Origin of the sequence: Micromonospora coerulea (assembly GCF_016598485.1) — a bacterium.
In the GTDB taxonomy this organism is placed as follows: domain Bacteria; phylum Actinomycetota; class Actinomycetes; order Mycobacteriales; family Micromonosporaceae; genus Micromonospora; species Micromonospora coerulea.
Genome location: NZ_JAEMUW010000001.1, coordinates 385357 through 409720, shown reverse-complemented (window position 1 = coordinate 409720; position 24364 = coordinate 385357). Strand labels below are relative to the sequence as shown.

Genomic DNA, 24364 nt, shown 5'->3' with positions numbered 1-24364 from the left:
GAGTAGGAGTACCTAGGGACGGGTGTGTTCGTGCACCCAGGCCGCGTAGTCGGGGTTGCCGCTCTCCACCCGGATCACCAGGATCTCCGGCACCTCGTACGGGTGGTTGGCCCGGAGCTGGTCGACCAGGGCGGTCACCCGGTCCGGGGCGGTCTTGAACTGCACCGACCACTCGGCGGTGGTTTGGATCGCCGACTGCCACCAGTAGGTGCTGTCCACCTGCCCGCCGACCTGGGCACACGCCGCCAGCCGCCCGGCGACGGCCGCGGCCGCCAGCACGTCCGCGACGCCGCGCGCGTCCACCACCGTCGTCACCACGCAGATCTGCTCCACCAGCGCACCCTACGTGGCATTCCTGCCGATCGGCTGGATCGGCGGGCCGGCGCAGGGTCAGCCGGTCGGGACGCCGTCCCGGTTGGCCGCGATCCAGCCGTCGATCCGCGCCCACCAGTCGAAGAGCCAGTCGATGCGTTCCTGCCGGCCGGTGGGCACCTCCTCCGGCGGCACCGACCAGAACCGCATCACGATCCGCTTGTCCATCGGCAGCTCGCGCCACACGTCGGTCACGGTGAGCATCCGGTCCAGCCCGGTGTGCGCCACGAAGATGATCCCGGCGTCGGGGGCGGCGTCCAGGGCGGCGAGCAGCCCGCCCGGCTGCGGCGCGAGGACGTGCTGCATCCGCTCGGCGCGCAGCGCCATCCGCTCCAGCCCCAGCGCCCGGAGCCGGGCGATGGCCCGCAACCGCCGGCTGGGGGTGAAGTTGCCGCCCTCCGGGAAGATCACGAACGCGTCGTCGTCGTCCAGGCCGCTGGCGAGGTGGCCGATCTGCGCGATCATCGTGTCCCGGCCGTCCGGCCCGGGGGCGATGAACCGGTTGGGCAGCCGGTTGAGCAGGACGTCGATCGCCGGGTCCCACTGCAGGCTCTCCTTGAGCACGATCCGGGGCTCCCGGTGGAACCAGTTCACCAGCGCGTGGATCAGGATGAACGAGTCACCCGGCCCGGCATGCCGGCAGAGCACCAGCTCGGGTCGGCCGGGCAGCGCGGTGTCCGGGTCGGTGCCGACCACGTCGATGCTCAGCCGCAGCGTCCAGCGGGCCTGCCAGAACAGCACCTGGAGGAAGCGCCCGGCCAGCACGTAGTGCGCCCGCTGGAAGGCCGGTGACCGCTTCCGGACGCCGAAGCCGGAGGCCAGCCAGAGGAGGAAGAGGGCGAGCAGCGCGGCCGCGTCCCAGACCAGGTAGACCGTGCCGATCCAGAGCAGGCGCAGCGGGCGCAGCCGGCCGGGCACCAGCGGCGAGGCGGCCAGCGCGAGCAGCGCCCAGACCGGCAGCGTGGTCACCACCGCCACGGCGAGCAGCACCACGCCGGGGGCCAGCAGCAACCGGCGTACCCACCGGGGCGGCAGCGGCATCAGTGGTCCAGCTGGGTCGCCAGGTAGTGCCGGGACGCGGTGTAGGCCCGGCTGATCCGCCGCCCCACGGCCGCCATGTCCCGGTACGCCCACGGGCTGTCGTCCCGCGGCCCCCCGCCACCGGTCGGCAGCACGTGCACCTCCACGTCGTCGGGCAGGGCCGCCATCTCGCGGGCGAACCGGTGCCGCCGGGCGACCTCGAAGGCGACCTGGGCGATCTCCCAGGCCCGCCGGGGCGGGACCAGCTCCCGCTCAATCCGGCCCACCTGGAGCACGAAGATCCGCGTGGCGCCGGCGGCGACCGCCTCCCCGATCGGGATCGAGTTGACGATCCCGCCGTCGATGTAGTGCTGGCCGTCGATCTGGGTGGGCGGCAGCAGCCCCGGTACCGACGCCGAGGCGAGCACCGCGGGCACCAGCGGTCCGCTGTGGAACCAGTGCTCGGCGGCCCGCTCGATGTTCGCCGCGCAGCAGCGGAACGGCACCTTCAGGTCCGCGAAGGTGGTCTCCTCACCCAGCTCGCTCTCGAGCAGGCGGCGCAGCGGTCGGGGCGAGTGCAGGTGGGTCCGGGCGGCGAAGCGGCGCAGCTGCCGGGCGACCGAGTCGCCGTACACCTCGCTGGCCTCCGGGGAGGCCCAGAGCCGGACCAGCCGGTCGGTCACCGCCTCGGTCGGGTCGGCCGCCACCAGGGCGCCGTTCACCGCGCCGATCGAGGTGCCGAGCACCATGTCGGGGCGGATCCGGGCCCGGAACAGCGCCCGCAGCATGCCCACTTCGACCGCGCCGAGCACTCCCCCGCCGCCGAGCACGAACGCCACCGGACCGCCACTCATGACGTTCATCCTGGCACGCGTGCCGAAACCGGCCCGCCGCCGCCGCCCGGCCCTGGCGCCGCGATCACCCAGGGGGCCGGAGCCGTCGCCGAGTGCGACCTCGTACGTCCGTCAGCTCGACGCCGCGGCCGCCGCGCTGGCCCCGGCGCGGACCTGACCGGTCAGCCGGCCGCCAACCGGACCGGCACCCGCGCGCCGGGTTCCGTTGTGCCGACGCCGAGGAAGCTCCGGTACACCGCCTCATAGCCGCGCGCCATCCGCTCCACCGAGAAGTTCTCCGCGACGTGCGCGACGCAGTCGGCCGGATCCAGCCGGGACGACTCGCGCAGCGCCTGTGGCAGCTCGTCGGGGCGGTCGCAGATCAGCCCGGTCAGGCCGGGGCGGACCAGCTCCGGCACCGCGCCCCGGCGCAGCGCCACCACCGGCGTACCGGTCGCCATCGCCTCCAGCATCACCATGCCGAACGGCTCCTCCCACTGGATCGGCATGATCAGGCACCGGGCGTCGAGCAGCAGCCGCAACGTCGCCTGCCGGTCGGCGTTCAGCACCAGGTTCACGTCCTCGTCGAGCATCGGCTCGACCACCTGCTGGAGATAGTGGCGCTCGGCCGGCTCGTTGCACTTGCCTGCCAAGGTGAGCGGCAGCCCCGCTGCCCGGCAGGCCCGGATCGCCAGGTCCGGGCCCTTGTCCGGGCTGAACCGGGCGAGCCAGAGCACCGGCCCCCGCCCGGGCGCGCGTTTGCGCGGGAAGTCCTGCGCCGGCATCGCGTTGTGCACCGTGCCCACCCAGGGCAGCCCCAGGTTCGCCCGCCGCTGGGTGTGCGAGATGGCGACCAGGCCGACGCCGCGGTCGGTGCCGCTGAGCACGGCGCCGTACTCCCCCACCGGGTTGCCGTGCACGGTCGCCACGGTGGGCACCGCCCGCCGGCTGGCGACCAGCGGGCCGATGGTGGTGTGGTCGTGGATCACGTCGAAGTCGGCGGCGGAGACCAGCTGGTTGACCCGGGCCAGGTGGGCCAGCTCGGGCAGCGCCTCGCCGAGCCGCTCGTACTGCAGGTCGGGCGCCGTGGAGACGAAGTCGGCGGTGGTGCCGTGCTCCGTGCCGGCGCCGAACAGGGTCACCGCGTGACCGATCCCGACCAGGGCGTCCACCAGCCCGGCCACCACCTGTTCCAGGCCGCCGTAGCCGGGTGGCGGCACCGACAGCCACGGCGGCGCCAGCATCGCGATCCGCAACGGCCGCGCGCGGTCCGACGCGTGGTTCATGGCCACAAGTCCTCCCCGTTGGTCCCCGGCGAACGTGATCGGCGGCGCTTTCCCGGCCCCGATTGCGGTAAACGACGCGAGCCGGGCGTCACCCGGCCACCACGAGCCGGTCGTGCACCTCCCGGACGCCGGGCATGGCCCAGGCCACGCGTTCCGCCTCGTCCCGGTGCCACCAGGAGCGGACCACCCCGGCGAGCAGCACGGTGTCCCCGCTGACCCGCACCTCGATGCGTTCCGTACCGGTCCGCCGGATCAGCGCCCGTTGCAGGTCCCGGCGGATCTGCTCGTCGGTGGGCGGACTCGGTGCACGCACCTCCACCAGGTTGGTCAGCCCGCGTACGCCGCGCAGGCGGCGCAGCTCCCGTTCGGCGGTACGCCGCTGGAAGCCGTACTCGACCTCGCCGCGGAGCATCACCCAGCCGTTCGCGACGGTGACGTCCAGCCGCTCGGCGGGCACGAAGCTGTCCCATTCCAGCGCCCGACCGGCCGCGATGGCGATTTCCCCGTCGGTGCGGTTGTCCGTGCCGGCGAGGCGTACCTCGATGTCGCTGGCGACCGCCCGGACCCCGCGGACCCGGTGCGCGCAGCGCTCGGCCGCCCAGCGGCGGGCGTAGCTGTCCACCCAGCCGGTGAGCGTCACCACGCCCCCGGACACCGTCACGCCGATCTCCGTCGGCCGCGTCTGGGCGTCCCAGTCGAGTTCGTCGAGCACGTCCCGCTGGATCTCCGGATCGGTGCGGACAGCGGCTGCGGTGGTCATGGCGTCCCCTCCCCGTACGGTTCCCGTCCGTCGAGGGTGTCGCCGCCCGGGGTGAGTCCGGCTCACCCGACCGGGGTGAGCGGGCACGGAAAGGCGGCGGGCGACGGAGCCAACCCCCTTGGCTCCGTCACCCGCCGCCTGGCGGAGGAAGGTCCGTGTCCGTCAGGACGTCTCGGCGAGCGTCACGGTCGCCGACTGCGCCGATCCGTTCCGCTTGAACTGCACCTCGACCCGGTCGCCCACCTTGCCGGCCTGGACGGCGCCGACCAGGTCGTTGGAGTCGTTGATCACCTTGTCGCCGAACTTGGTGATCACATCGCCCCGCTGGAGGCCGGCCTTCTCGGCGGCGCTGCCCGGGGTGACCGCCGCGACCAGCGCCCCGCCGTCCTCGGCGGCGTTGACGCTGACCCCGAGCGACGGGTGGCTGACCTTCTCGCCGCGCTGGAGCTTCTCCGCGACGTTCTTGGCCTTGTTGCTCGGGATGGCGAAGCCGACCCCGATGTTGCCGTTGCTGCCCTGCCCGGCGGTCGCGATCGCGGTGTTGATGCCGATCACCTCGCCCCGGGTGTTGACCAGCGCGCCGCCCGAGTTGCCCGGGTTGATCGGGGCGTCGGTCTGGAGCAGGCCGGAGATGGAGCTGGCGGCCTGCTGCGGGTTCTGCTGCTGACCCTCGGCACCGGCCTGGATGGTGCGGTCCCGGGCGCTGAGGATGCCCGCGGTGACCGAGCCCTGCAGGCCGAGCGGGCTGCCCAGGGCGAGCACCTGGTCGCCGACCTGCATCCCGTCGCTGTCGCCGAACTTCGCCGCCTTCAGCCCGCTGACCCCGCTGGCCTTGACCACGGCCAGGTCGGTCTTCGGGTCGGTGCCGACGATCTTGGCCTGCGCCGTCTTGCCGTCGGCGAAGACCACCCGCACGGTGTCGCCGCTGGCGGAGGCGACGACGTGGTTGTTGGTCAGCACGAACCCGTCGGCGCTGAGGATCACCCCGGAGCCCTCACCGCTGTCCGTGATGATCGAGACCACACTGTCCTGGACGGCGGCGGCGATCTTCGGCAGGTCGGCGCTGTTGAGCACGGGCGCCGCCGTGTAGGTGCGGGTGACCCCGCTGTCCCCGTCGAGGGCCAGGGCGAGCGCGCCGCCGGCCACGCCGGAGCCGAACATCAGCGCCAGCACCAGCGCGCCCGCGCCGACGAACTTGCCCGCCCGGCTCGGCCGGGCCGGCTGCGCGGCGGCCCACGGCGGGACCGGCTGGCCGGGCTGGTGCGGCTGGCCCAGGTGGTGCGGCTGGTAGGGCTGGTGCCCCTGGTACGGCGGGACCGGCCCGCCGGTGTGCGGGTAGCCCGTACCACCCGGGTGCGGCGTCCCGGCGGGCCAGCCGGTCTGCTGCTGCCCGCCGTACCAGGGCGTACCCGGCTGCGGCTGCCCGGAGACCGGGTGCTGCGGCTGCCCGGAGACCGGGTACGGCGGGGCGGACGGGGTCGCCGTCGGCGGACCGTACGGGCTCGCGGGGGCCGGGGTCGCCGGCCGGCCGGCCTCGGTGGCGGCGGTGGGGTCGGGCGCTGCGGCGGCGGTGGTTCCGGCGGCCGGGGAGTCGGCCGGAACCGGCGCGGCGGCCGGCGTGGTGGAGTCGGACTGCCCGCGCTCGACGGGGGGCAGCTCGGCGGTGGAATGCGACGGCTCGGCGTCGGCGGGAGCCGGCGACCGCTGTGGGTCGGTCTCGTACTCGGTCATGGAACCACCTTCTCCCCTGGCACTGCGACCAGCCTGGAACGTGCCTGAATGTTTTCTGAAAGTCAGTCGGCCTGGTCCGGGGCGTCCGGCAGCAGCGGCAGCTTGACCCGGAAGGTCGCCCCGCCGCCCGGCGTCTCGGCCACCTCGACGGTGCCGTGGTGGGCGCCGACCAACGCCGCGACGATGGCCAGCCCGAGTCCGGTGCTGGTGACCCCGGTGGCCCGCCGGGTCCGCGCCGCGTCGGCCCGGTAGAACCGCTCGAAGACCCGCTCGGCCTGTTCCGGGGTCAGCCCCGGGCCGGTGTCCGCGACCTCCACCACGGCCAGGTTGCCCGGCTGGGTACGCAACCGCAGGGTCACCGAGGCGTCCGGCGGCGTGTGGGTCAGCGCGTTGGTCATCAGGTTGCCGATCACCTGGCGCAGCCGGGCGTCGTCACCGTGCACCACCAGCGTGCCGGAGCCCGGCTCGATCTCCAGCTCGATCCGGCGGTCCGGGGCGACCGCCCGGGCCGCCTGCACCGCGTCGCTCGCCAGCACCGGCAGCTCCACCGGGGCCAGCGTGATCGGCCGCTCCCGGTCCAACCGGGCGAGCAGCAGCAGGTCCTCCACCAGCAGCCCCATCCGGGCCGCCTCGTCCTCGATCCGGCGCAGCAGGCCGGCGGTCTGCTCCGGCGCGCGGGCCGCACCCTGCCGGTACAGCTCGGCGAAGCCCCGGATGGTGGTCAGCGGGGTACGCAGCTCGTGCGAGGCGTCCGCGACGAACTGCCGCATCCGCTCCTCGGAGCGCCGCGCCCGCGCCTCGGACGCCTGCGCGGCTGCCGCGGCGTCCCGGGCGCTGACCTCGGCGCTGCGGGCCGCCGCTTCTGAGGCGGCGCGGGCGGTGAAGGCCGCCTCGATCTGGGCGAGCATCGCGTTCAGCGCCCGGGAGAGCCGGCCCAGCTCGGAGGTGGGGCAGTCGAGGCCCTCCTCCGGGTCGGGCACCCGTCGGGTCAGGTCGCCGCCGGCGATGGCCGCCGCGGTGCGCTCGATCTCCACCAGTGGCTTGAGGCTGGTCCGGACGATCGCCGCGCCCACCGACGCCAGGATGATCAGCACCGCTCCGCCGACCAGCAGGTCTATCCAGACCAGCCGCTTCACCGCCAGGTCGACGTCGGTGAGGTGCTGCCCGACGCCGAGCACCCGACCGTCGGGCAGTTCCCGATAGAACATCCGCCAGCGATCGTGGCCGTCCGCTGAGCGGACGATGAACGGCGCGCCCTCCTCGTTGCGGAACCCGGCCACGTCCGCGGGCACCCGGGGCAGGTCGTCCGACTTCAGCGTGGGGTCGTAGCCGATGATCCTGCCGCCATGCTCGTCGTCGGCCAGCGCGACGACATAGTCGGTGGGCAGCGCCGCCCGGGCACGGCCACTTTCCAGGTCGGGCAGCACCCGGCCGACCTGCAGGCTGGCTACCTGCAACTCCCCGTCCACCTGCCCGATCAGGTAGTTGCGCAGGAAGTACGTGGTGAGCGAACTGATCACCACCAGCGCGGCGGCGACCAGGGCCAGGACCGAGGCGACCAGCTTGACCCGCAGCGGGACGCTCCGCAGCCGCCCCTTGGCCTGCTGGACCGTGTTCACGCCGCCGGCTTGCGGAGCACGTAGCCGACCCCGCGCAGGGTGTGGATCAGCCGCGGCTGGGTGTTGTCGACCTTGCGCCGCAGGTACGAGATGTAGGACTCGACGATGTTGTCGTCGCCCCGGAAGTCGTAGTTCCACACGTGGTCGAGGATCTGCGCCTTGGAGAGCACCCGGTTGGCGTTCAGCATCAGGTAGCGCAGCAGCTTGAACTCGGTCGGGGACAGCTGCACCCGCTGGCCGGCCCGGTGCACCTCGTGGGTCTCCTCGTCCAGCTCCAGGTCGGCGAAGGTGAGCCGGGACGGCGCGTGCTCGCCGGTCGCGGTACGCCGCAGCACGGCCCGGATCCGGGCGGTCAGCTCCTCCAGGCTGAACGGCTTGGTGACGTAGTCGTCGCCGCCCAGGGTCAGCCCGCGGATCTTGTCGTCGGTGGCGTCCCGGGCGGTGAGGAAGACCACCGGGGTACGCGTGCCGCCCTCGCGCAGCATCCGGATGACCTCGAAGCCGTCCAGGTCGGGCAGCATCACGTCGAGCACCACCAGGTCGGGCCGGTGGTCCTTGGCGGCGTGCAGCGCCGCGCTGCCGCTCGTCGCGGTGGCCACGTCGAAGCCGGCGAAGCGCAGGCTGGCGGAGAGCAGTTCGAGGATGTTGGGATCGTCCTCGACGACGAGCAGTCGCGCCTCGGTCTGGGTAGCCACCATGGGCCCATCATCCGCGCTCTCGCTGCGGCTGCGCTGGGCGGTTCCTGAAAACAACCTGTGAGCCGGCCCCCGGCCCACGGGGGGCCGGGGACCCGCTCAGCGGAGCAGCCGGCGCAGCCCGTCCAGCGCCCCGTCCAGCACCCGGATCGCCGTACGCAGCTGGCTGTCGCTGAGCCGCCCGGCCCGGACCAGCGCGCCGACCTCCACAGTGAACGCGGCGAGCCGCTGGTCGAACTCGGCGAGCAGCGGCGACTCGGCGGTCGACGGGGCGCCGTTGGCGGCGGGCCGGGGCGGCGGCTGCTCCCACCGGCCCGGCCGGGTCTGCCGGGTCTGCCGGGTCGCCTCGCGCAGCTCCCGCTTGAGGTCGCGCACCGAGCCGCGTACCTCGGTCTGGATCTCACCGGCCAGGGCGGAGAGGTCCTCGACGGAGGCGGTGATGTCCGACTCCAGGGTGGCCAGCTCGCCGGCGCGCTGCCGCAGCTCCGCGCGGCCCGCGTCGGTGATGTCGTAGACCTTGCGGCCGCCGGCGGCGGTGTGGGTGACCAGGCCCTCGACCTCCAGCCGTTGCAGCCGGGGATAGATGGTGCCCGCGCTCGGCGCGTACAGCCCGAGGAAGCGGTCCTCCAGCAGCCGGATCAGCTCGTAACCGTGCCGGGGGCCGTCGTCGAGGAGCTTGAGCAGGTAGAGCCGGAGCCGCCCGTGACTGAACACGGCGGTCACGGCAGCTCCTCCTCATCGGCCTCGTCGGTGTCGTCGACCGGTCGGGCCAGCAGCGCGATGCTGCCCGACGTCGCGGACGCCCAGAGCTTACCTTCGCCCGCGCCGAGGACCCCGTGGCTGTCCTTGGTCGCGCCGAACCCGCCGTCCCCGCGAACCTGGGGGAAGCCGCTGGTGATCCGGCCGGACGTGGTGTGCAGGTGGACGGCGAGGTCGCTGTCTTCGCGGACCCGCACGGTGACGCTGCCGGAGATGGTGCTGAGCCGGATCTCGCTGCGCCGGGGGTTGTCGAGGTCGCAGGTGATCGCCCCGGAGACGGTGTTGGCCTGCACCCGCCCGGCGGCGCTGTCGGCGAGGATGACCTCGCCGGAGACGGTCTCCAAGGTCAGGTCCCCGGCCACCCCGAGCGCCTCGACCGGCCCGGAGATGATCTTCGCGGCGGTCCGGCCGCGCAGCCCCATCAGGGTGATCTGGCCGGAGGTGACGTCCACCTGGGTGTCCCGGCGCAGGCCGGAGGCGACCAGCGAGCCGTCGACCAGGCGCAGGTCGGCCAGTACGTCGGCCGGCACGGCGATGGAGACCTCGGCCCGGAACCGGCGGCCGAGCTGGCCGAGCCACCAGAGGAACCCCGGCCAGCGCGGGATTCGCTCGTGGCCGACGTGCAGCCGGCCGTCGCGGTGCTCCACGATGACGGGCCGCCGGCTGACCCGGGTGACGTCCACCCGCGCCGGACCGTCGGTGCCGACCACGTTGAGCCGGCCGGTGATCAGTCGTACGTCGAGCCGGGTGACCGGCTCCTCCAGGGTGATCCGCTGCGGGCTGTCGACGGTCCAGCTGGCCATTGGGTGTCCTCCCCTCGGCGACGCGCCGATCGACGGCACGTCCAGTGACGAGGGAAGAGTAACGCGATACATCGCGACGTATCAAGACTGCCACGAGTCGCGTTTCCGTCAGGCCGCCAGGTCCAGCTCCCTCCCCTGGTCGCCGGTGGGCGGCACCGACCGGACAACCGGCGCGGCGAAGCCCTCGGGGGAAGCGCCCGACGCGGCGGGGAGGACCCGGCCGGCCGGCACCGGCATCGACAGGCCGGCCCGGGCGCGGGTCGGGGCGAGCTGGCCGGGCCGTACCAACCCCGCGGGCACCGGACGCCGGGCGGCCGGGACCAGGTGCACCGCGGACTCGGCGGCCCGGGCCAGCAGCCGCCGGTCGGCGCCCGGGGCCGGATGCAGCGCGGCGGTCACCGAGACCGCCAAGGTCAGGTCGCGGGCCGCCAGCACCCGGCGTACCGAGTCGCAGAGGGTCTCGTCGCCGAGGAAGGCCGGCGCGGTCGTCGTGGCGCCGGTCGCGGCCCACCGGTAGCCGATCCGCAGCGGCACCACCGGCGTCCCGGCGTCCACCGCCGCCTGGAACACGGCCGGCCGGAATCCCCGGCCCGGCCGGCAGTCCGCCGCCTCGCCGCACCAGGTGGTGCCCTCCGGGAAGACGGCGATCCGGTGACCGGCGCGCAGCGCGGCCGCCACCCGGCCGACCGTGGCCGGCAGCTCGCGCGGGCGGGCCCGGTCCACGAAGACCGTGCCGGCCGCGGCGGCGAGCTGACCCACCAGCGGCCAGCCACGGACCTCACGCTTGGCCACCAACCGGGCCGGCGCCACGGCGAGCACCGCGAGCACGTCCAGCCAGGAGACGTGGTTGGCGACCACCAGGGCCCGCCGGCGCGGCAACCGGCCCCGGACCACCAGCCGGACACCGAGGGCGCCCAGGGTCCCCCGGGCCCAGCCGCGGATCGCGGCGTCCCGCCCGCGGGCGGGCATGACCGGCAGCAGCCCGGCCAGACCCGCACCCAGCAGGAGCATGCCGAGTACGCCGGCCAGCCGGCCGGCCCGCCGCAGCGCCGGCACCGCCGGCTCCACCGCGACCGGCAGGCAGTCCGGGCCGCAGCCGGAGGCGGGCCGCCAGAGGCCGTCGGCGGTCGTCACCGCTGCCCGCCCAGGAAGTGCCGCAGGTAGCGGGGGTTCATCCGGTCCAGCGAGAAGAGCACGTAGAAGTCGGCGACCTCGAAGTCGGGGTCGTACGCCGGCTCGCCGCAGACCCACGCGCCGAGCCGCAGGTACCCGCGCAGCAGCGGCGGGACCAGTGCCCGGCGCTCGGCCGGCGGCAGGGTCGACGGGTCGACGGCGACCGGCGCCTCGGCGAACCAGGGGCGCCGCGGGCGGACCCGCAGCGGCGGCGGTGCCAGGTGCCGGGCGGCGACCTGGGCCCACACCTCGACGGCGGCCGTCCCACCGTCGGCCACCGGCACCGAGGCGCAGCCGCCGAGCCAGCGCGACCCGCGCAGGTGCAGGTACCGGGTGATGCCGGCCCACATCAGGTTGATCACCGCGCCGGACCGGTGGTCCGGGTGCACACAGGACCGGCCGACCTCGACCAGGTCGTCGCGCAGCGGGTCGAGGGCGGCCAGGTCGAACTCGCCGTCGGCGTACCGGCGGTCGGTGCGACCGGGCGGCAGCAGCCGGTACGTGCCGACCACCTCGCCGGTGCTCTCGTGCCGCACGACCAGGTGGTCGCAGTGGGCGTCGAAGTCGTCGGTGTCCAGCCCGGCGGCACCCGGGTGCAGCGTGGCGCCGAGCTCGGTGGCGAACACCTGGTGGCGCAGGCGTTGGGCGGCCGCGACCAGGGTTGGGTCGTCGGCGATCAGCAGGGTGTATCCGCTGGTCGTGAGGGGTGCGCCAGCGGCGTGCAGTACGGCCATGGGTATCTGTGTAAGGTCCGCGGGTTGCCGGCTGCGGGGGTGAGTGGTGTCGATCCGGTGAACGCCACCCGGCGCTCGGGTCGGGCGCTCACCGGCGGCGGGCCGCCGCGTCGCCCGGCACCGCGCCCGGCAGCGGGCGACGCCGGCGGGGCGACGTTGGCCGGGGCGGCGGGGCGACGTGCCGGTGCGGTGGGGCGGGCACCGGCGTGCGAGGCTGCCGGGGCGGTGCCCGGTGACGCGGCCGGCGCCCGGACCAGCCCGGAGGACGTACATGATCATCGACTCCCGCTTCGCCGGCCCGCCCGGCTCCGGCAACGGCGGCTGGAGCGCCGGGATCTTCGCGGCGGCGCTCGACGAAAACGGCGCGGTGGAGGTCACGTTGCGCCGACCGCCGCCCCTGGAGACCCCGCTGGATCCGGTCGACGGCGAGATCCGCGACCCGGAGGGACAGTTGGTGGCCCAGGTACGCCGGGTCGAGCCGTTCACCGCCGTGGTGCCGCCGGTGGACCGGCCGACCGCGGCGGTGGCGGCGCGGGCGTACCCCGGTCTGGTGGACCACCCCTTCCCCGGCTGCTACGTCTGCGGGCCGGCGAACCCGGACGGGTTGCGCATCTTCCCGGGCCGACTGCCCGACGGGCGGACGGCCGCCCCGTTCCGCGCGCCGGAGCGGGTGGTGCCGGCGACCGTCTGGGCCGCGCTGGACTGCCCGGGCGGCTGGGCGGTGATCGCGCCGGGTCGCCCGTACGTCCTCGGTCGGATCGCCGCGGTGGTGGCGGGGCTGCCCGCGCCGGGCGACGAGTGCGTGGTCACCGGGGCGATGGTCGGCGGCGAGGGGCGCAAGGCGGAGGTCCACTCCAGCCTGTACGGCCCGGACGGCACCCTGCTCGGGTACGCCCGGGCCACCTGGATCGCGCTGCCCCGGGCCTGACCTCTCCTCCCTGGGGATGATCACCTCCTGCTCAGGAGGGAGACCCGGATCCGGACCCCGCCTGATTGACCGGCTTGCGCCGCCTTGCCAGGCTGGGCCCGGCGCCCACCGCAACGGCGCCCCCACCGGCGCGCCCGCGCGTCGTGGCAGGAGAGGAGAACGATGTCCGACGGGCAAAGGAGCCCCAGCGCCGGTACCGGCCAGATCGTGGTGTCCGGACTGACCAAGCAGTACAAGAACGTGCGGGCGGTCGACGACCTGTCCTTCACCGTCGAGCCGGGGCGGGTGACCGGCTTCCTCGGCCCCAACGGTGCCGGCAAGACGACCACCCTGCGGATGTTGCTCAACCTGGTCACCCCGACGGCCGGCACGGCGACCATCGGCGGCCGGCGGTACGCCGACCTGACCGACCCGCTGCGCTCGGTGGGCGCGGTGCTGGAGGCGTCCAGCGCGCACAAGGGCCGCACCGGCCGCAACCACCTGCGGGTGATCTGCGCGGCGGCGGGCCTCCCGGCGTCCCGGGCCGACGAGGCGCTGGCGCTGGTCGGCCTGACCCCGGCGGCCAATCGGAAGTTCAAGGGCTACTCGCTGGGCATGAAGCAGCGGCTCGGCATCGCCGCCGCGATGCTCGGCGACCCGCAGGTGCTGATCCTCGACGAGCCGGCCAACGGTCTCGACCCGGAGGGCATCCGGTGGATGCGCGGCTTCCTCAAGGGGTTCGCGACCGAGGGCCGGACCGTGCTGGTCTCCAGCCACCTGCTGTCGGAGATGCAACTGCTCGCCGACGACGTGGTGATCATCGCGGCCGGCAAGCTGGTCCGGCAGGGGCCGGTCGAGCAGGTGATCGGCTCGATGGCGCACGGCGTCCGGGTGCGGGTCCGCACCCCGCAGGCGGCCGAGCTGACCGCGGCGCTGCGCGAGCAGGCCGCCACGGTGGACACCGACGGGCACGGCGCCCTGCTGGTGAGCGGAATGGACGCGCCGACCGTGGGTCGGACCGCGCTGGCCGCCAAGGTGGAGCTGCACGAGCTGACCACCGAGCGCCCCGACCTGGAAGGGGTCTTCCTCGAGTTGACGGCCGGAAAGGCGGAGATCCGATGAACCTCGTCCGGTCCGAACTGCTCAAGATCCGTACGACCAGCACCTGGTGGCTGCTCGGCATCGGGGCGTTCCTGGCGACCGCCCTGGCCTTCGCGATCAACGCCTGGCTCGCCCACCAGGTGCTCAGCGGCAACGCCGAGGACTTCGGGGTCAGCGGGGAGCAGGCGAGCGCCGCCGGGCAGGCGGCCAACCTCTACACCTCGGGTCAGTACCTGGGGCTGCTCTTCGTGATGCTGATCGGCATCCTGATGGTCACCAACGAGTTCTTCCACCAGACGGCGACCACCACCTTCCTCACCACGCCGCGGCGCACCTCGGTGATCCTGTCGAAGCTCGGCGCGGCCTCCCTGCTCGGCTTCGGCTTCTGGCTGGCCACCACGGTCATCGACCTGGTCGCCGGAACGATCTTCCTGACCGTCGACGGGCACGGCACCCAGCTGAGCGAGTGGCCGGTGCACCGCGCGCTGCTGCTCAATCTGCTGGCGTACGCGATCTGGACGATCCTCGGGGTGGGCATCGGCACGCTGATCCCCAACCAGCTCGGCGCGGTGATCACCGCGGCGGTGCTCTACCTGGTCGGCACCCAGGTGGTGCAGTTGCTGTTCTTCCTGCTCTCCAACTGGCTGGACAGCCAGGCGGTGGTGAAGTGGCAGGTGGTCTGGCCGGCCGTGGCCTCCCAGGTGATGATCAGCGGAAGCAGTACCGAGCTGACCCCCGACTGGTGGGTAGGCGCCCTGGTGCTGGTCGGCTATGCATTGGTCAGCGGCGTCTTCGGGGTCCTGATCACCCGGCGGCGTGACATCTCCTGACGCATCCGCCGGACGGCCCCGGTGCTCGGCGGTGATCGCCGGGCCGGGGCCGTTCGGCGTCTAGCAGGGGTCGACGGGACACGCAGCGTTTGCCGAACTTCTGGCATCTTCTGTGAAACGGACCACCAGCCGGAGCCGAGAATGCCGGTGGCATTCGTACGGCGTAGCCTGGGACGCGTCTCCGTGCGCCCCCAATCCGGCACGGGGGACACCGCGTGACATTACGAACCCGCGTGAAAGAGGCGATTACCGGCCGTGTCGACCCAGCAGACTTCGCAGGAGAACCCACTGGCGGGTTTCGGCCCGAACGAATGGATCGTCGAGGAGATGTACCAGCGCTACCTCGCCGATCCCTCGAGCGTCGATTCGGCCTGGCACGACTTCTTCGCCGACTACCGACCCGCGCCCGGCGCCGCCACCCCGCGTCCCGCCGAGGGTAAGGCCAAGCCGGCCGCCCAGCCGGAGCCGGCCGAGCAGCAGGAGGCGGTCGCCGCCGTCACCCAGCAGCCGGCCGCCGAGAAGCCCACCGCCCCGGCCGCGAAGGCCGCCCCGGCGCCCGCGAAGCCGACCGCCGCCAAGCCGGCCCCGGCTGCGAAGGCCGCCCCGGCCAAGCCGGCCGCCAAGGCGCCGACCGCGACCGCCGCGGGCACCACCCCGCTGCGCGGCGTGGCCGCCAAGATCGTGCAGAACATGGACGCCTCGCTGGCCGTCCCGACCGCGACCAGCGTCCGCGCGGTCCCGGCCAAGCTGCTGGTCGACAACCGCATCGTGATCAACAACCACCTCGCCCGCGGGCGCGGCGGCAAGGTGAGCTTCACCCATCTGATCGGGTACGCGCTGGTCCGAGCGCTGGTCGAGCACCCGGAGATGAACAACTCCTTCGCCGAGGTCGACGGCAAGCCGGCGGTGGTCCGCCCGGAGCACGTCAACCTGGGCATCGCCATCGACCTGACCAAGCCGGACGGCTCCCGCAACCTGGTGGTGCCGTCCATCAAGGGCTGCGAGCGGATGGACTTCCGGCAGTTCTGGCAGGCGTACGAGGACGTGGTCCGGCGCGCCCGCCGCAACGAGCTGACCATGGAGGACTACGCCGGCACGACGATCTCGCTGACCAACCCGGGCGGCATCGGCACCGTGCACTCGATCCCGCGGCTGATGCAGGGGCAGAGCGCGATCATCGGCGTCGGCGCCATGGAATACCCGGCGCCGTACCAGGGCATGAGCGAGGCGACCCTGGCCGAGCTGGCGGTCAGCAAGATCATCACGCTGACCAGCACCTACGACCACCGGATCATCCAGGGCGCGCAGTCCGGCGAGTTCCTCAAGGTCATGCACGAGCTGCTGCTCGGCGAGCGCGGCTTCTACGACCAGATCTTCACCTCGCTGCGCATCCCGTACGAGCCGGTGCGCTGGGTCCGCGACGTCGCCGTCGACTCCGAGGGTCAGATCAACAAGACCGCGCGGGTGCACGAGCTGATCCACGCGTACCGGGTCCGTGGTCACCTGATGGCCGACACCGACCCGCTCGAGTTCAAGATCCGTAAGCACCCGGACCTGGACGTCCTCCAGCACGGGCTGACCCTGTGGGACCTGGACCGGACGTTCCCGGTCAACGGCTTCGCGGGCAAGCAGCGGATGAAGCTGCGCGAGATCCTCGGCGTGCTGCGCGACTCGTACTGCCGCCGGGTCGGCATCGAGTACATGCACATCCAGGACCCGGAGGAGCGGCGCTGGATCCAGGAGCGGATCGAGCGCAAGTACGAGAAGCCGAACCCGGAAGAGCAGAAGCACGTGCTCAACCGGCTCAACGCCGCCGAGGCGTTCGAGACCTTCCTGCAGACCAAGTACGTCGGGCAGAAGCGCTTCTCGCTGGAGGGCGGCGAGTCGCTGATCCCGCTGCTCGGCGAGATCCTGGAGTGCTCCGCCGAGGGCGGGCTCGACGAGGTCGTCATCGGCATGGCCCACCGCGGCCGGCTCAACGTGCTGGCCAACATCGTCGGCAAGCCGTACGAGAAGATCTTCTCCGAGTTCGAGGGGCACCTGGACCCGCGCTCGACGCAGGGCTCCGGCGACGTGAAGTACCACCTCGGCCAGAACGGCAAGTTCACCACCCCGGACGGCGAGCACGCGGTCAAGGTCTCGCTGGTGGCGAACCCGTCGCATCTGGAGGCCGTCGACCCGGTGCTGGAGGGCATCGTCCGGGCCAAGCAGGACCGGATCGACCTCAAGCTGGAGGGCTACACCGTCCTGCCGCTGGCGGTGCACGGTGACGCCGCCTTCGCCGGCCAGGGCGTGGTCGCCGAGACGCTCAACCTCTCCCAGCTGCGCGGCTACCGCACCGGCGGCACCGTGCACGTGGTGCACAACAACCAGGTCGGCTTCACCACCGCCCCGGAGTACAGCCGGTCCAGCCTCTACAGCACCGACGTGGCCCGGATGATCCAGGCGCCGATCTTCCACGTCAACGGCGACGACCCCGAGGCCGTGGTCCGGGTCGCCCGGCTGGCCTTCGAGTACCGGCAGGCGTTCAACAAGGACGTCGTGATCGACATGGTCTGCTACCGCCGGCGCGGGCACAACGAGGGCGACGACCCGTCGATGTCCAACCCCCAGATGTACAAGATCATCGACTCGAAGCGCTCGGTGCGGAAGCTCTACACCGAGGAGCTGATCGGGCGGGGTGACATCACCGTGGAGGACGCGGAGGAGCTGCTGCGCGACTACCAGTCGCAGCTGGAGCGGGTCTTCAAGGCCACCCGCGACGCCGCCACCACCCCGCGCCAGCTCAGCCGGCCGCCCCGCCAGGATGAGCCGGAGCCGCTCGTGGAGACCGCCACCGACGCCGCCGTGGTCAAGGCCATCGGCGAGGCGCACGTCAACCTGCCGGAGGGCTTCACCCCGCACAAGCGGATCCAGCAGTTGCTGGACCGGCGGGCGAAGATGTCCGTCGAGGGCAACATCGACTGGGGCTACGGCGAGATCATCGCGTTCGGCGCGCTCCTGCACGACGGGGTCACCGTCCGGCTCGCCGGGCAGGACTCCCGCCGCGGCACCTTCGTCCAGCGACACGCCTCGGTGGTCGACGCGAAGACCGGCGACGACTACCTGCCGCTGAAGTCGCTGACCGGCGACGGCGAGCGGTCCCGGTTCTTCGTGCACGACTCGCTGCTGTCTGAGTACGCCGCGATGGGCTTCGAGTACGGCTACTCGGTGGAGAACGTCAACGCGCTGGTCTGCTGGGAGGCCCAGTTCGGTGACTTCGTCAACGGCGCCCAGTCGGTGATCGACGAGTTCATCTCCTCCGGCGAGGTGAAGTGGGGCCAGCGCTCCGCGGTCACCCTGCTGCTGCCGCACGGCCACGAGGGCCAGGGCCCGGACCACACCTCCGGCCGCCCGGAGCGGTTCCTCCAGCTCTGCGCCGAGGACAACATGCGGGTGGCCATCCCGACCACCCCGGCGAACTACTTCCACCTGCTGCGCCGTCAGGCCCTGTCGTCGAAGCGCAAGCCGCTGGTGGTCTTCACGCCGAAGTCGCTGCTGCGGCACAAGCTCTGCGTCTCCCCGGTGGAGGACTTCACGACCGGCACCTTCCAGCCGGTGCTGCGGGACACCGCCGCCCCGGCGCCGGAGCAGGTGAAGCGGGTGCTGCTCTGCTCGGGCAAGGTCTACTACGACCTGTTCCAGGCCCGCGCCGAGCGGGGCGTCACCGACACCGCGATCATCCGGATGGAGCAGCTCTACCCGCTGCCCGTCGAGGAGATCCGGGCCGCCCTGGCGCAGTACCCGAACGCCGCGGACTTCGCCTGGGTCCAGGAGGAGCCGGCCAACCAGGGCGCCTGGTCGTTCGTCGCGCTCAACCTGCTGGAGCACCTGACCGACGTCCGGCTGCGCCGCATCTCCCGCCCGGCCGCCGCCGCCCCGTCGGTCGGCTCGGCGAAGATGCACGACGTCGAGCAGAAGGCGCTGATCGAGGCGGCCCTCCCCCGCCCGTGACCTGACCGCACCGCCCGCGGCGGGGCAGCGACCGTACGACGGCCGCTGCCCCGCCGCGCGTGGCGGCACCGTCCCCGAGAGGACACACCGATGTACTTCACCGACCGCGGCATCGAGGAACTGGTCGAACGCCGGGGCGACGAGCAGGTCAGCCTGGAGTGGCTGGGCGAGCGCCTGCGCGACTTCGTCGACCTGAACCCGGAGTTCGAGACCCCGATCGAGCGCTTCGCGACGTGGCTCGCCCGCCTCGACGACGAGGACGAGGACTGATCGTCATCGGTTGACGCCGGAGGGTTCCGTCCCGTCAACTGGAGGCAGCGCCCCGAGTCCCACCCGAGCCGCGGGACGCCAGGAGACGGACGTGCAGCCCGAAGCCCGCAAGCCGCCGCAGGACGCGGTCACCGTCCGCCGACTCCGCCTCGGCATCGGCTCCGTCGGCATCGCGCTGCCGATCGTGCTGGTGGTCGGTCACCTCGTCGCCACCCGTCGGCTGACGCTGCTCGACTCGCTCAGCGGGTACTACCACACCGAGATGCGGGACATCTTCGTCGGCAGCCTGTGCGCGATCGGCGTCTTCCTCATCAGCTACCGCTACCGGTGGCCGGACGACGCGTTGAGCACCGTCGCCGGGACGCTGGCCGTCGCGGTGGCCCTCTTCCCGACCACGGTCGGCGCCCCGGCCGGCAGCACGAGCGGCACCGACCGGACCGTCGGGGTGGTGCACCAGATCGCCGCCGCGGCCCTGTTCGTGCTTCTCGCCGTCTTCTGTTTCCTCCTGTTCACCCGGAGCGACCGGGCCGGCCGGCCGCCGGGGCGCACCGCCAACCGGTTCTACCGCGCCTGCGGCCTGCTCATCCTGGTGGCGATCGCGGCCGCGCTGGCGAGCACCGCGCTGCCCGCCGACGTACGCCACACGCTCAAGCCGGTGCTGTGGTGCGAGTCGGTGGCCGTCTTCGCCTTCGGGGCCGCCTGGGTGGCGAAGAGCGACGCGCTCTTCCGGTCAGCCGGCGCCCCCGACGGTTCGGCCGGCCCGCCCGGCAACCGCGACGGTTCGGCCGGCCCGGAGGCGGAGCGGGCCACGCCCGCCGCGCCGAGCACCGGATGACCTACCGGGTCGGCGGGCCCGGGCCCAAGGACCCGGGCGAGGCGCACCACGATCTTGTAGCGTGAGGTCGTGGCGCGCAGCGTGTACCTGACCAGCGTGGGTTCGGGCGGGGGGAAGTCGACCATCGCCCTCGGGCTGGCCGAGCTGCTCTCCCGCCAGGTCGAGCGGATCGGCGCGTTCCGGCCGCTGGTCGCCGGCCAGGGCCCCGACCCGATCCTCGCCCTGCTCACCGACCGGTACCGGGTGGACCTGCCGGTCGCCGAGCTCTCCGGCAGCACGTACGCGGAGGCGACGGCGCTGGTCGCGGACGGCCGGCGGGAGGAGCTGATCTCGCGGATCGTCGCCCGCTACCGGGACGTCGAGCGGCGCTGCCCCGCCGTGGTCGTGGTGGGCAGCGACTTCGCCGACGGGGACGGCGCCGGCCCGCGTGAGCTGGCCTTCAACGCCCGGCTGGCCACCGAGTTCGGCAGCGTGGTGGTGCCCGTGATCGACGGCTTCGGGCAGGAGCCGGAGGCGATCGCGGCGGCGGCGCGCGGGGCGTACCACGATCTGGAGGACCTGGGCGCGACGGTGTTGGCGGTGATCGCCAACCGGGTGCCCGGCCCGATGACGCTGCCGGAGCTGCCCGTCCCCGCGTACGCGATCCCGGAGGTGCCGACCGTGTCGGCGCCGACGGTGGCCGAGGTGGCGGCGGCGCTCGGGGCCACCCTGCTGGCCGGCGACGACGCCGCGCTCGACCGGGACGTGTTCGACTACGTGGTGGGTGCCGCGCACGTGCCCACGCTGCTCGGCCACCTCACCGACGGCGCGCTGGTGATCACCCCCGGAGACCGGGCCGACCTGCTGGTCGCGGCGAGCGCGGCGCACGTCGCCGGGCAGGTCTCGGTGGCCGGGCTGGTGCTCACCCTCGGCGAGCAGCCCGACCCGCGGGCGATGCGGCTGGTCGAGGGGCTGAACACCGGGCTGGCCGTGCTCTCGGTGACCAGTGACAGCTACGACACGGTGGCCGCGTCCAGCCGGATCGAGGGCCGGCCCAGCGTCGACAACCCGCGCAAGGTGGAGGCCGCCCTGGGCGCCTTCGAGCGCTGCGTGGACACCGACGACCTGGCCCGCCGGCTGCGGGTCAGCCGCTCCGAGCGGGTCACCCCGCTGATGTTCGAGAACGACCTGATCGACCGGGCCCGGGCGAACCGTCGCCGGCTGGTGCTGCCGGAGGGCGCCGAGGAGCGGATCCTGCGCGCGGCGGAGGTCCTGCTGCGCCGGGGCGTCGCCGACCTGACCCTGCTCGGCCGCCCCGACGACATCGTGCGGCGCACCCGGGAGCTGGGCATCGACATCGGCGACGCCGAGGTGGTCGACCCGATCCGCAGCGACTGGCGCGACGATTTCGCCGCCCGGTACGCCAAGCTGCGCGCGCACCGCGGCGTCACCCTGGAACTGGCCCACGACATCGTCGCCCAACCCAACTACTTCGGCACGATGATGGTGCAGACGGGTCACGCCGACGGGATGGTCTCCGGAGCCACCCACACCACCGCCGCCACCATCCGCCCGGCGTTCGAGATCATCCGGACCGTGCCGGGCGTCTCGGTCGCCTCCAGCGTCTTCTTCATGCTGCTGGCCGACCGGGTGCTGGTCTACGGCGACTGCGCGGTCAACCCCGATCCGGACGCCGCCCAACTCGCCGACATCGCCATCTCGTCGGCCGACACGGCGGCCCGGTTCGGCATCGAGCCGCGGGTGGCGATGCTGTCGTACTCGACCGGCAGCTCCGGCGCGGGCGCGGACGTGGAGAAGGTCGCGGCGGCCACCACGCTGGTCCGCCAGCGCCGGCCGGAGCTGCTGGTGGAGGGCCCGATCCAGTACGACGCGGCGATCGATCCGCAGGTCGCGGCGACGAAGCTGCCGGACAGCCCGGTGGCGGGGCGGGCCACGGTCTTCATCTTCCCGGACCTGAACACCGGCAACAACACGTACAAGGCGGTGCAGCGCTCGGCCGGCGCGGTGGCGGTCGGCCCGGTGATGCAGGGCCTGCGCCGGCCGGTCAACGACCTGTCCCGGGGCGCCACCGTGCCCGACATCGTCAACACCGTCGCCATCACCGCCATCCAGGCCGCCGCGTCGTCGGAGGAGGTCGCGTGACCGACCGGGTGCTCGTGCTGAACTGTGGGTCCTCGTCGGTGAAGTACCGGCTGTACGACGGCGAGACCGTGACCGACAAGGGCACGGTCGAGCGGGTCGGCGGACCGGGCGGCGGACCGGCCGACCACGAGAGCGCGGTCCGGCAGATCCTCGACCGGCTGGACCTGACCGGGTTGGCCGCGGTCGGGCACCGGGTGGTGCACGGCGGTCGCCGGTTCAGCGCGCCGGTGCTGATCGACGACGCGGTCTTCGCCGCGATCGAGGAGCTCGTGCCGCTCGCCCCGCTGCACAACCCCGCCAACCTGGCCGGTATCCGGGTGGCCCGGGAGTCGCTGCCGGACGTCCCGCAGGTCGCCGTCTTCGACACCGCATTCCACCACACCCTGCCGGAGGCCGTCGCCACCTACGCCATCGACCGGGACACCGCCCATCGGTACGACATCCGGCGGTACGGCTTCCACGGCACCTCGCACGCGTACGTCTCGAAGCGCACCGCCGAGCTGCTGGCGCGGCCGTACGAGGCGCTGAACGTGATCACCCTGCACCTGGGCAACGGGGCCAGCGCCTGCGCGGTCTCCGGCGGCCGGAGCGTGGCCACCTCGATGGGCATGTCACCGCTGGAGGGCCTGGTGATGGGCACCCGCAGCGGTGACCTCGACCCGACGGTCATCTTCCACCTGCGCCGCGAGGGCGGGCTGACCGTCGACGAGATCGACGACCTGCTCAACCACCGCAGCGGCCTGCTCGGCCTGACCGGGGCCAACGACATGCGCGAGGTACTGGCCCGCCGGGATGCCGGGGACACCGCCGCCGCGCTCGCCTTCGACGTCTACTGCCGCCGGATCACCGGGTACGTCGGCGCGTACTACGCCCTGCTCGGGCGGGTCGACGCGATCACCTTCACCGCCGGGGTGGGCGAGCACGCGCCGGCGGTCCGGTCGGCGGCGCTGGCCGGCCTGGACCGGCTCGGCATCGCCGTCGACCCGGCCCGCAACGACGGCAGCGGGGACCGGGTGATCTCACCGGACGGGGGCGAAGTGAGCGTCTGCGTCGTCGGCACCGACGAGGAGCGGGAGATCGCCCGGGAGGCCCGGGCCGTGGTGGCCGCCCACCACTGACCCGGGTGGGTGTCAGCCCAGCGCGAGCCAGGCGACCACGGCCACCAGCACCACCACGACCACCGCGCCGATGATCAGCGGGAGTCGGGACGGCGCGGCGGCCGGGGCGGCGGCCTCGGGCGCGTGAACGAAGGCGCGGAACTGCTCGGTGTTGCCGCTCGGGTCGCTGTAGTTCTCAGACATGCCGGTGACCCTAGCGAAGCCCGTCGAGGCCGACCGTCCCGCCGGGGCCGTGGCGGCAGGTCGGGCCGGCCGGCGGAGGCGTACCGACCGGGTGGTGACGGCGGCCGGTCCGGACGGCGGGGCCGCCCCGACCGCCGGGCGACCTACCGTGGAACGGTGGGGGTGCAGCGGCTGGTCGCCGCGCTGTTGACGGCGCTGCTGGCCGGCTGCGGCCCGGCCACCGCCGCGTCCGGCGGGCCACCGCCCGGGAGCGGTCGCCCGGGCTCCTTCGGGCCGGCCCCGCAGTGGAGCCTCCCGGTCGGGGTCCGGCAGCTCACCGTCGACCCGACCGGCCCGCGGCCGCTCCCGGTCACGATCTGGTACCCGTCCGCCGGCCCGGTACCTGCGGTCGGCCCGGTACCGGTGGCCGGCGCGCCCGTGGCGGCGGGACGCTTCCCGGTGGTCGTTTACAGCCACGGGCTGCGCAGCCTCCCCGAGCTGCACGCCCCGCTGACCACCCGGTGGGCCGCCGCCGGCTTCGTGGTGGTCGCGCCGACCTACCCGCGTACGAACCTGCGGGCGACGGACTTCACCCGAGCCGACGTGCGCCACCAGCCCGCCGACGGGTGGCGACTGATCCGGCACCTGGTCCGCCTCGACGCCCGCCGGGACGACCCGCTCGCCGGGCACCTGGCGGTCGACCGGATCGCCGCGGCCGGTCACTCGGCGGGCGGCTTCACCACGGCCGGCATGTTCACCGCGGGACACTCGGCGCGGCTGCGCGCCGGCATCGTCATCGCCGGCGGTGGCCTGGCCGGCAGCTTCGCCGGCCCGCCCGCGCCGCTGCTCTTCGTGCATGGGAGCGCGGACCCGATCGTGCCCGAGTCCGCCGGCCGCGCCGCGTACGCCCGGGCGACCGGTCCGGCCGCGTTCCTGAGCCTGCCCGGCCAGGGCCACGGCGACTTCCTGTCCCCCGGCCACCCCGGCTTCACCCAGGTCCTCGCCACCACCACCGACTTCCTCCGTTGGACCCTCTACGACGATCGGGCGGCCCTGCACCGCCTCCCTGCCGACGCCCACGGTCCTCCGGTCACCACCCTCACCAGCCGCCTCCCCCGCTGACCCCTCGGCGCGGCCCGCGGCCGAGGCCGGTTCCGCGAGGTGGCGGCATCCCGTCCCCTCGGCGACCTGGCGCCGGCCTGGCGCGCCGAATGCCCACCC

22 protein-coding genes are annotated in these 24364 nt (G+C 73.6%); 9 read left to right on the top strand and 13 right to left on the bottom strand.

Annotated features, from left to right (window positions below):
• Positions 1-12: 12 nt before the first annotated feature.
• From cutA to I8N68_RS01960, 12 genes are all read right to left on the bottom strand, one after another.
• Positions 13-333, bottom strand: a complete 321-nt coding sequence (gene cutA, locus I8N68_RS02015; RefSeq protein WP_200206780.1) for a divalent-cation tolerance protein CutA — start codon at positions 331-333, stop codon at positions 13-15.
• Between the two features lie 57 nt (positions 334-390).
• Positions 391-1413, bottom strand: coding sequence for a 1-acyl-sn-glycerol-3-phosphate acyltransferase (locus I8N68_RS02010; protein ID WP_200206779.1), 1023 nt, complete (start codon positions 1411-1413; stop codon positions 391-393).
• Complete coding sequence (locus I8N68_RS02005; protein WP_200206774.1) at positions 1413-2246, bottom strand: patatin-like phospholipase family protein; 834 nt, start codon at positions 2244-2246, stop codon at positions 1413-1415. Before I8N68_RS02005 ends, I8N68_RS02010 begins: the two co-directional genes overlap by 1 nt.
• A 161-nt stretch (positions 2247-2407) precedes the next feature.
• Positions 2408-3511, bottom strand: coding sequence for a glycosyltransferase family 4 protein (locus I8N68_RS02000; RefSeq protein WP_200206767.1), 1104 nt, complete (start codon positions 3509-3511; stop codon positions 2408-2410).
• Between the two features lie 88 nt (positions 3512-3599).
• Positions 3600-4271, bottom strand: coding sequence for a BON domain-containing protein (locus I8N68_RS01995; RefSeq protein WP_200206766.1), 672 nt, complete (start codon positions 4269-4271; stop codon positions 3600-3602).
• A 162-nt stretch (positions 4272-4433) separates the two neighbouring features.
• Positions 4434-6002: a S1C family serine protease gene (locus I8N68_RS01990; RefSeq protein ID WP_200206765.1), complete on the bottom strand. Its 1569-nt coding sequence runs from the start codon at positions 6000-6002 to the stop codon at positions 4434-4436.
• Positions 6003-6064: 62 nt separating this feature from the next.
• Positions 6065-7621: a HAMP domain-containing sensor histidine kinase gene (locus I8N68_RS01985; protein ID WP_200206764.1), complete on the bottom strand. Its 1557-nt coding sequence runs from the start codon at positions 7619-7621 to the stop codon at positions 6065-6067.
• Positions 7618-8319, bottom strand: coding sequence for a response regulator transcription factor (locus I8N68_RS01980; RefSeq protein WP_200206763.1), 702 nt, complete (start codon positions 8317-8319; stop codon positions 7618-7620). Before I8N68_RS01980 ends, I8N68_RS01985 begins: the two co-directional genes overlap by 4 nt.
• 96 nt (positions 8320-8415) lie before the next feature.
• The gene (locus I8N68_RS01975; protein WP_200206762.1) at positions 8416-9039 is read right to left on the bottom strand and encodes a PadR family transcriptional regulator; all 624 of its coding nucleotides are present in this window, start codon (positions 9037-9039) and stop codon (positions 8416-8418) included.
• Entirely contained in the window at positions 9036-9878 is an 843-nt protein-coding gene (locus tag I8N68_RS01970; RefSeq protein ID WP_200206761.1) for a DUF4097 family beta strand repeat-containing protein, read from the bottom strand. Before I8N68_RS01970 ends, I8N68_RS01975 begins: the two co-directional genes overlap by 4 nt.
• A gap of 108 nt (positions 9879-9986) precedes the next feature.
• Positions 9987-11012, bottom strand: coding sequence for a lysophospholipid acyltransferase family protein (locus I8N68_RS01965; RefSeq protein ID WP_200206759.1), 1026 nt, complete (start codon positions 11010-11012; stop codon positions 9987-9989).
• On the bottom strand, positions 11009-11785 hold the full coding sequence (locus I8N68_RS01960; RefSeq protein WP_200206758.1) for a GNAT family N-acetyltransferase: 777 nt from the start codon (positions 11783-11785) through the stop codon (positions 11009-11011). Before I8N68_RS01960 ends, I8N68_RS01965 begins: the two co-directional genes overlap by 4 nt.
• A 271-nt stretch (positions 11786-12056) precedes the next feature.
• On the opposite strand from I8N68_RS01960, the gene I8N68_RS01955 reads away from it, so the two are divergent.
• The 8 genes from I8N68_RS01955 to I8N68_RS01920 all read left to right on the top strand — a co-directional run bounded on the left by I8N68_RS01955 (position 12057) and on the right by I8N68_RS01920 (position 22981).
• On the top strand, positions 12057-12713 hold the full coding sequence (locus I8N68_RS01955) for a hypothetical protein (protein WP_200206757.1): 657 nt from the start codon (positions 12057-12059) through the stop codon (positions 12711-12713).
• Positions 12714-12875: 162 nt separating this feature from the next.
• Complete coding sequence (locus I8N68_RS01950) at positions 12876-13814, top strand: ABC transporter ATP-binding protein (protein WP_200206756.1); 939 nt, start codon at positions 12876-12878, stop codon at positions 13812-13814.
• Positions 13811-14623: an ABC transporter permease gene (locus I8N68_RS01945; protein ID WP_200206753.1), complete on the top strand. Its 813-nt coding sequence runs from the start codon at positions 13811-13813 to the stop codon at positions 14621-14623. The genes I8N68_RS01950 and I8N68_RS01945 overlap by 4 nt, the downstream gene beginning before the upstream one ends.
• Positions 14624-14878: 255 nt before the next feature.
• Positions 14879-18616 carry a multifunctional oxoglutarate decarboxylase/oxoglutarate dehydrogenase thiamine pyrophosphate-binding subunit/dihydrolipoyllysine-residue succinyltransferase subunit gene (locus I8N68_RS01940; RefSeq protein ID WP_200206752.1) on the top strand — a complete coding sequence of 1246 codons (3738 nt, stop codon included), beginning with the start codon at positions 14879-14881 and terminating at the stop codon, positions 18614-18616.
• Positions 18617-18706: 90 nt separating this feature from the next.
• Positions 18707-18886 carry a DUF6104 family protein gene (locus tag I8N68_RS01935; protein WP_091570976.1) on the top strand — a complete coding sequence of 60 codons (180 nt, stop codon included), beginning with the start codon at positions 18707-18709 and terminating at the stop codon, positions 18884-18886.
• 91 nt (positions 18887-18977) lie between these two features.
• Positions 18978-19721, top strand: a complete 744-nt coding sequence (locus tag I8N68_RS01930; RefSeq protein WP_200206747.1) for a DUF998 domain-containing protein — start codon at positions 18978-18980, stop codon at positions 19719-19721.
• A gap of 69 nt (positions 19722-19790) precedes the next feature.
• Positions 19791-21863: a phosphate acetyltransferase gene (gene pta / locus I8N68_RS01925; RefSeq protein ID WP_200206746.1), complete on the top strand. Its 2073-nt coding sequence runs from the start codon at positions 19791-19793 to the stop codon at positions 21861-21863.
• Positions 21860-22981, top strand: a complete 1122-nt coding sequence (locus I8N68_RS01920) for an acetate/propionate family kinase (protein WP_200206745.1) — start codon at positions 21860-21862, stop codon at positions 22979-22981. Before pta ends, I8N68_RS01920 begins: the two co-directional genes overlap by 4 nt.
• Before the next feature lie 12 nt (positions 22982-22993).
• Here I8N68_RS01920 and I8N68_RS01915 read toward each other — a convergent pair whose 3' ends face one another.
• Positions 22994-23164, bottom strand: coding sequence for a hypothetical protein (locus I8N68_RS01915; protein ID WP_200206744.1), 171 nt, complete (start codon positions 23162-23164; stop codon positions 22994-22996).
• 156 nt (positions 23165-23320) lie between these two features.
• Between I8N68_RS01915 and I8N68_RS01910 the strand changes: the two genes are divergently transcribed.
• Entirely contained in the window at positions 23321-24265 is a 945-nt protein-coding gene (locus I8N68_RS01910) for an alpha/beta hydrolase family protein (protein WP_200206742.1), read from the top strand.
• Positions 24266-24364 lie beyond the last annotated feature (99 nt).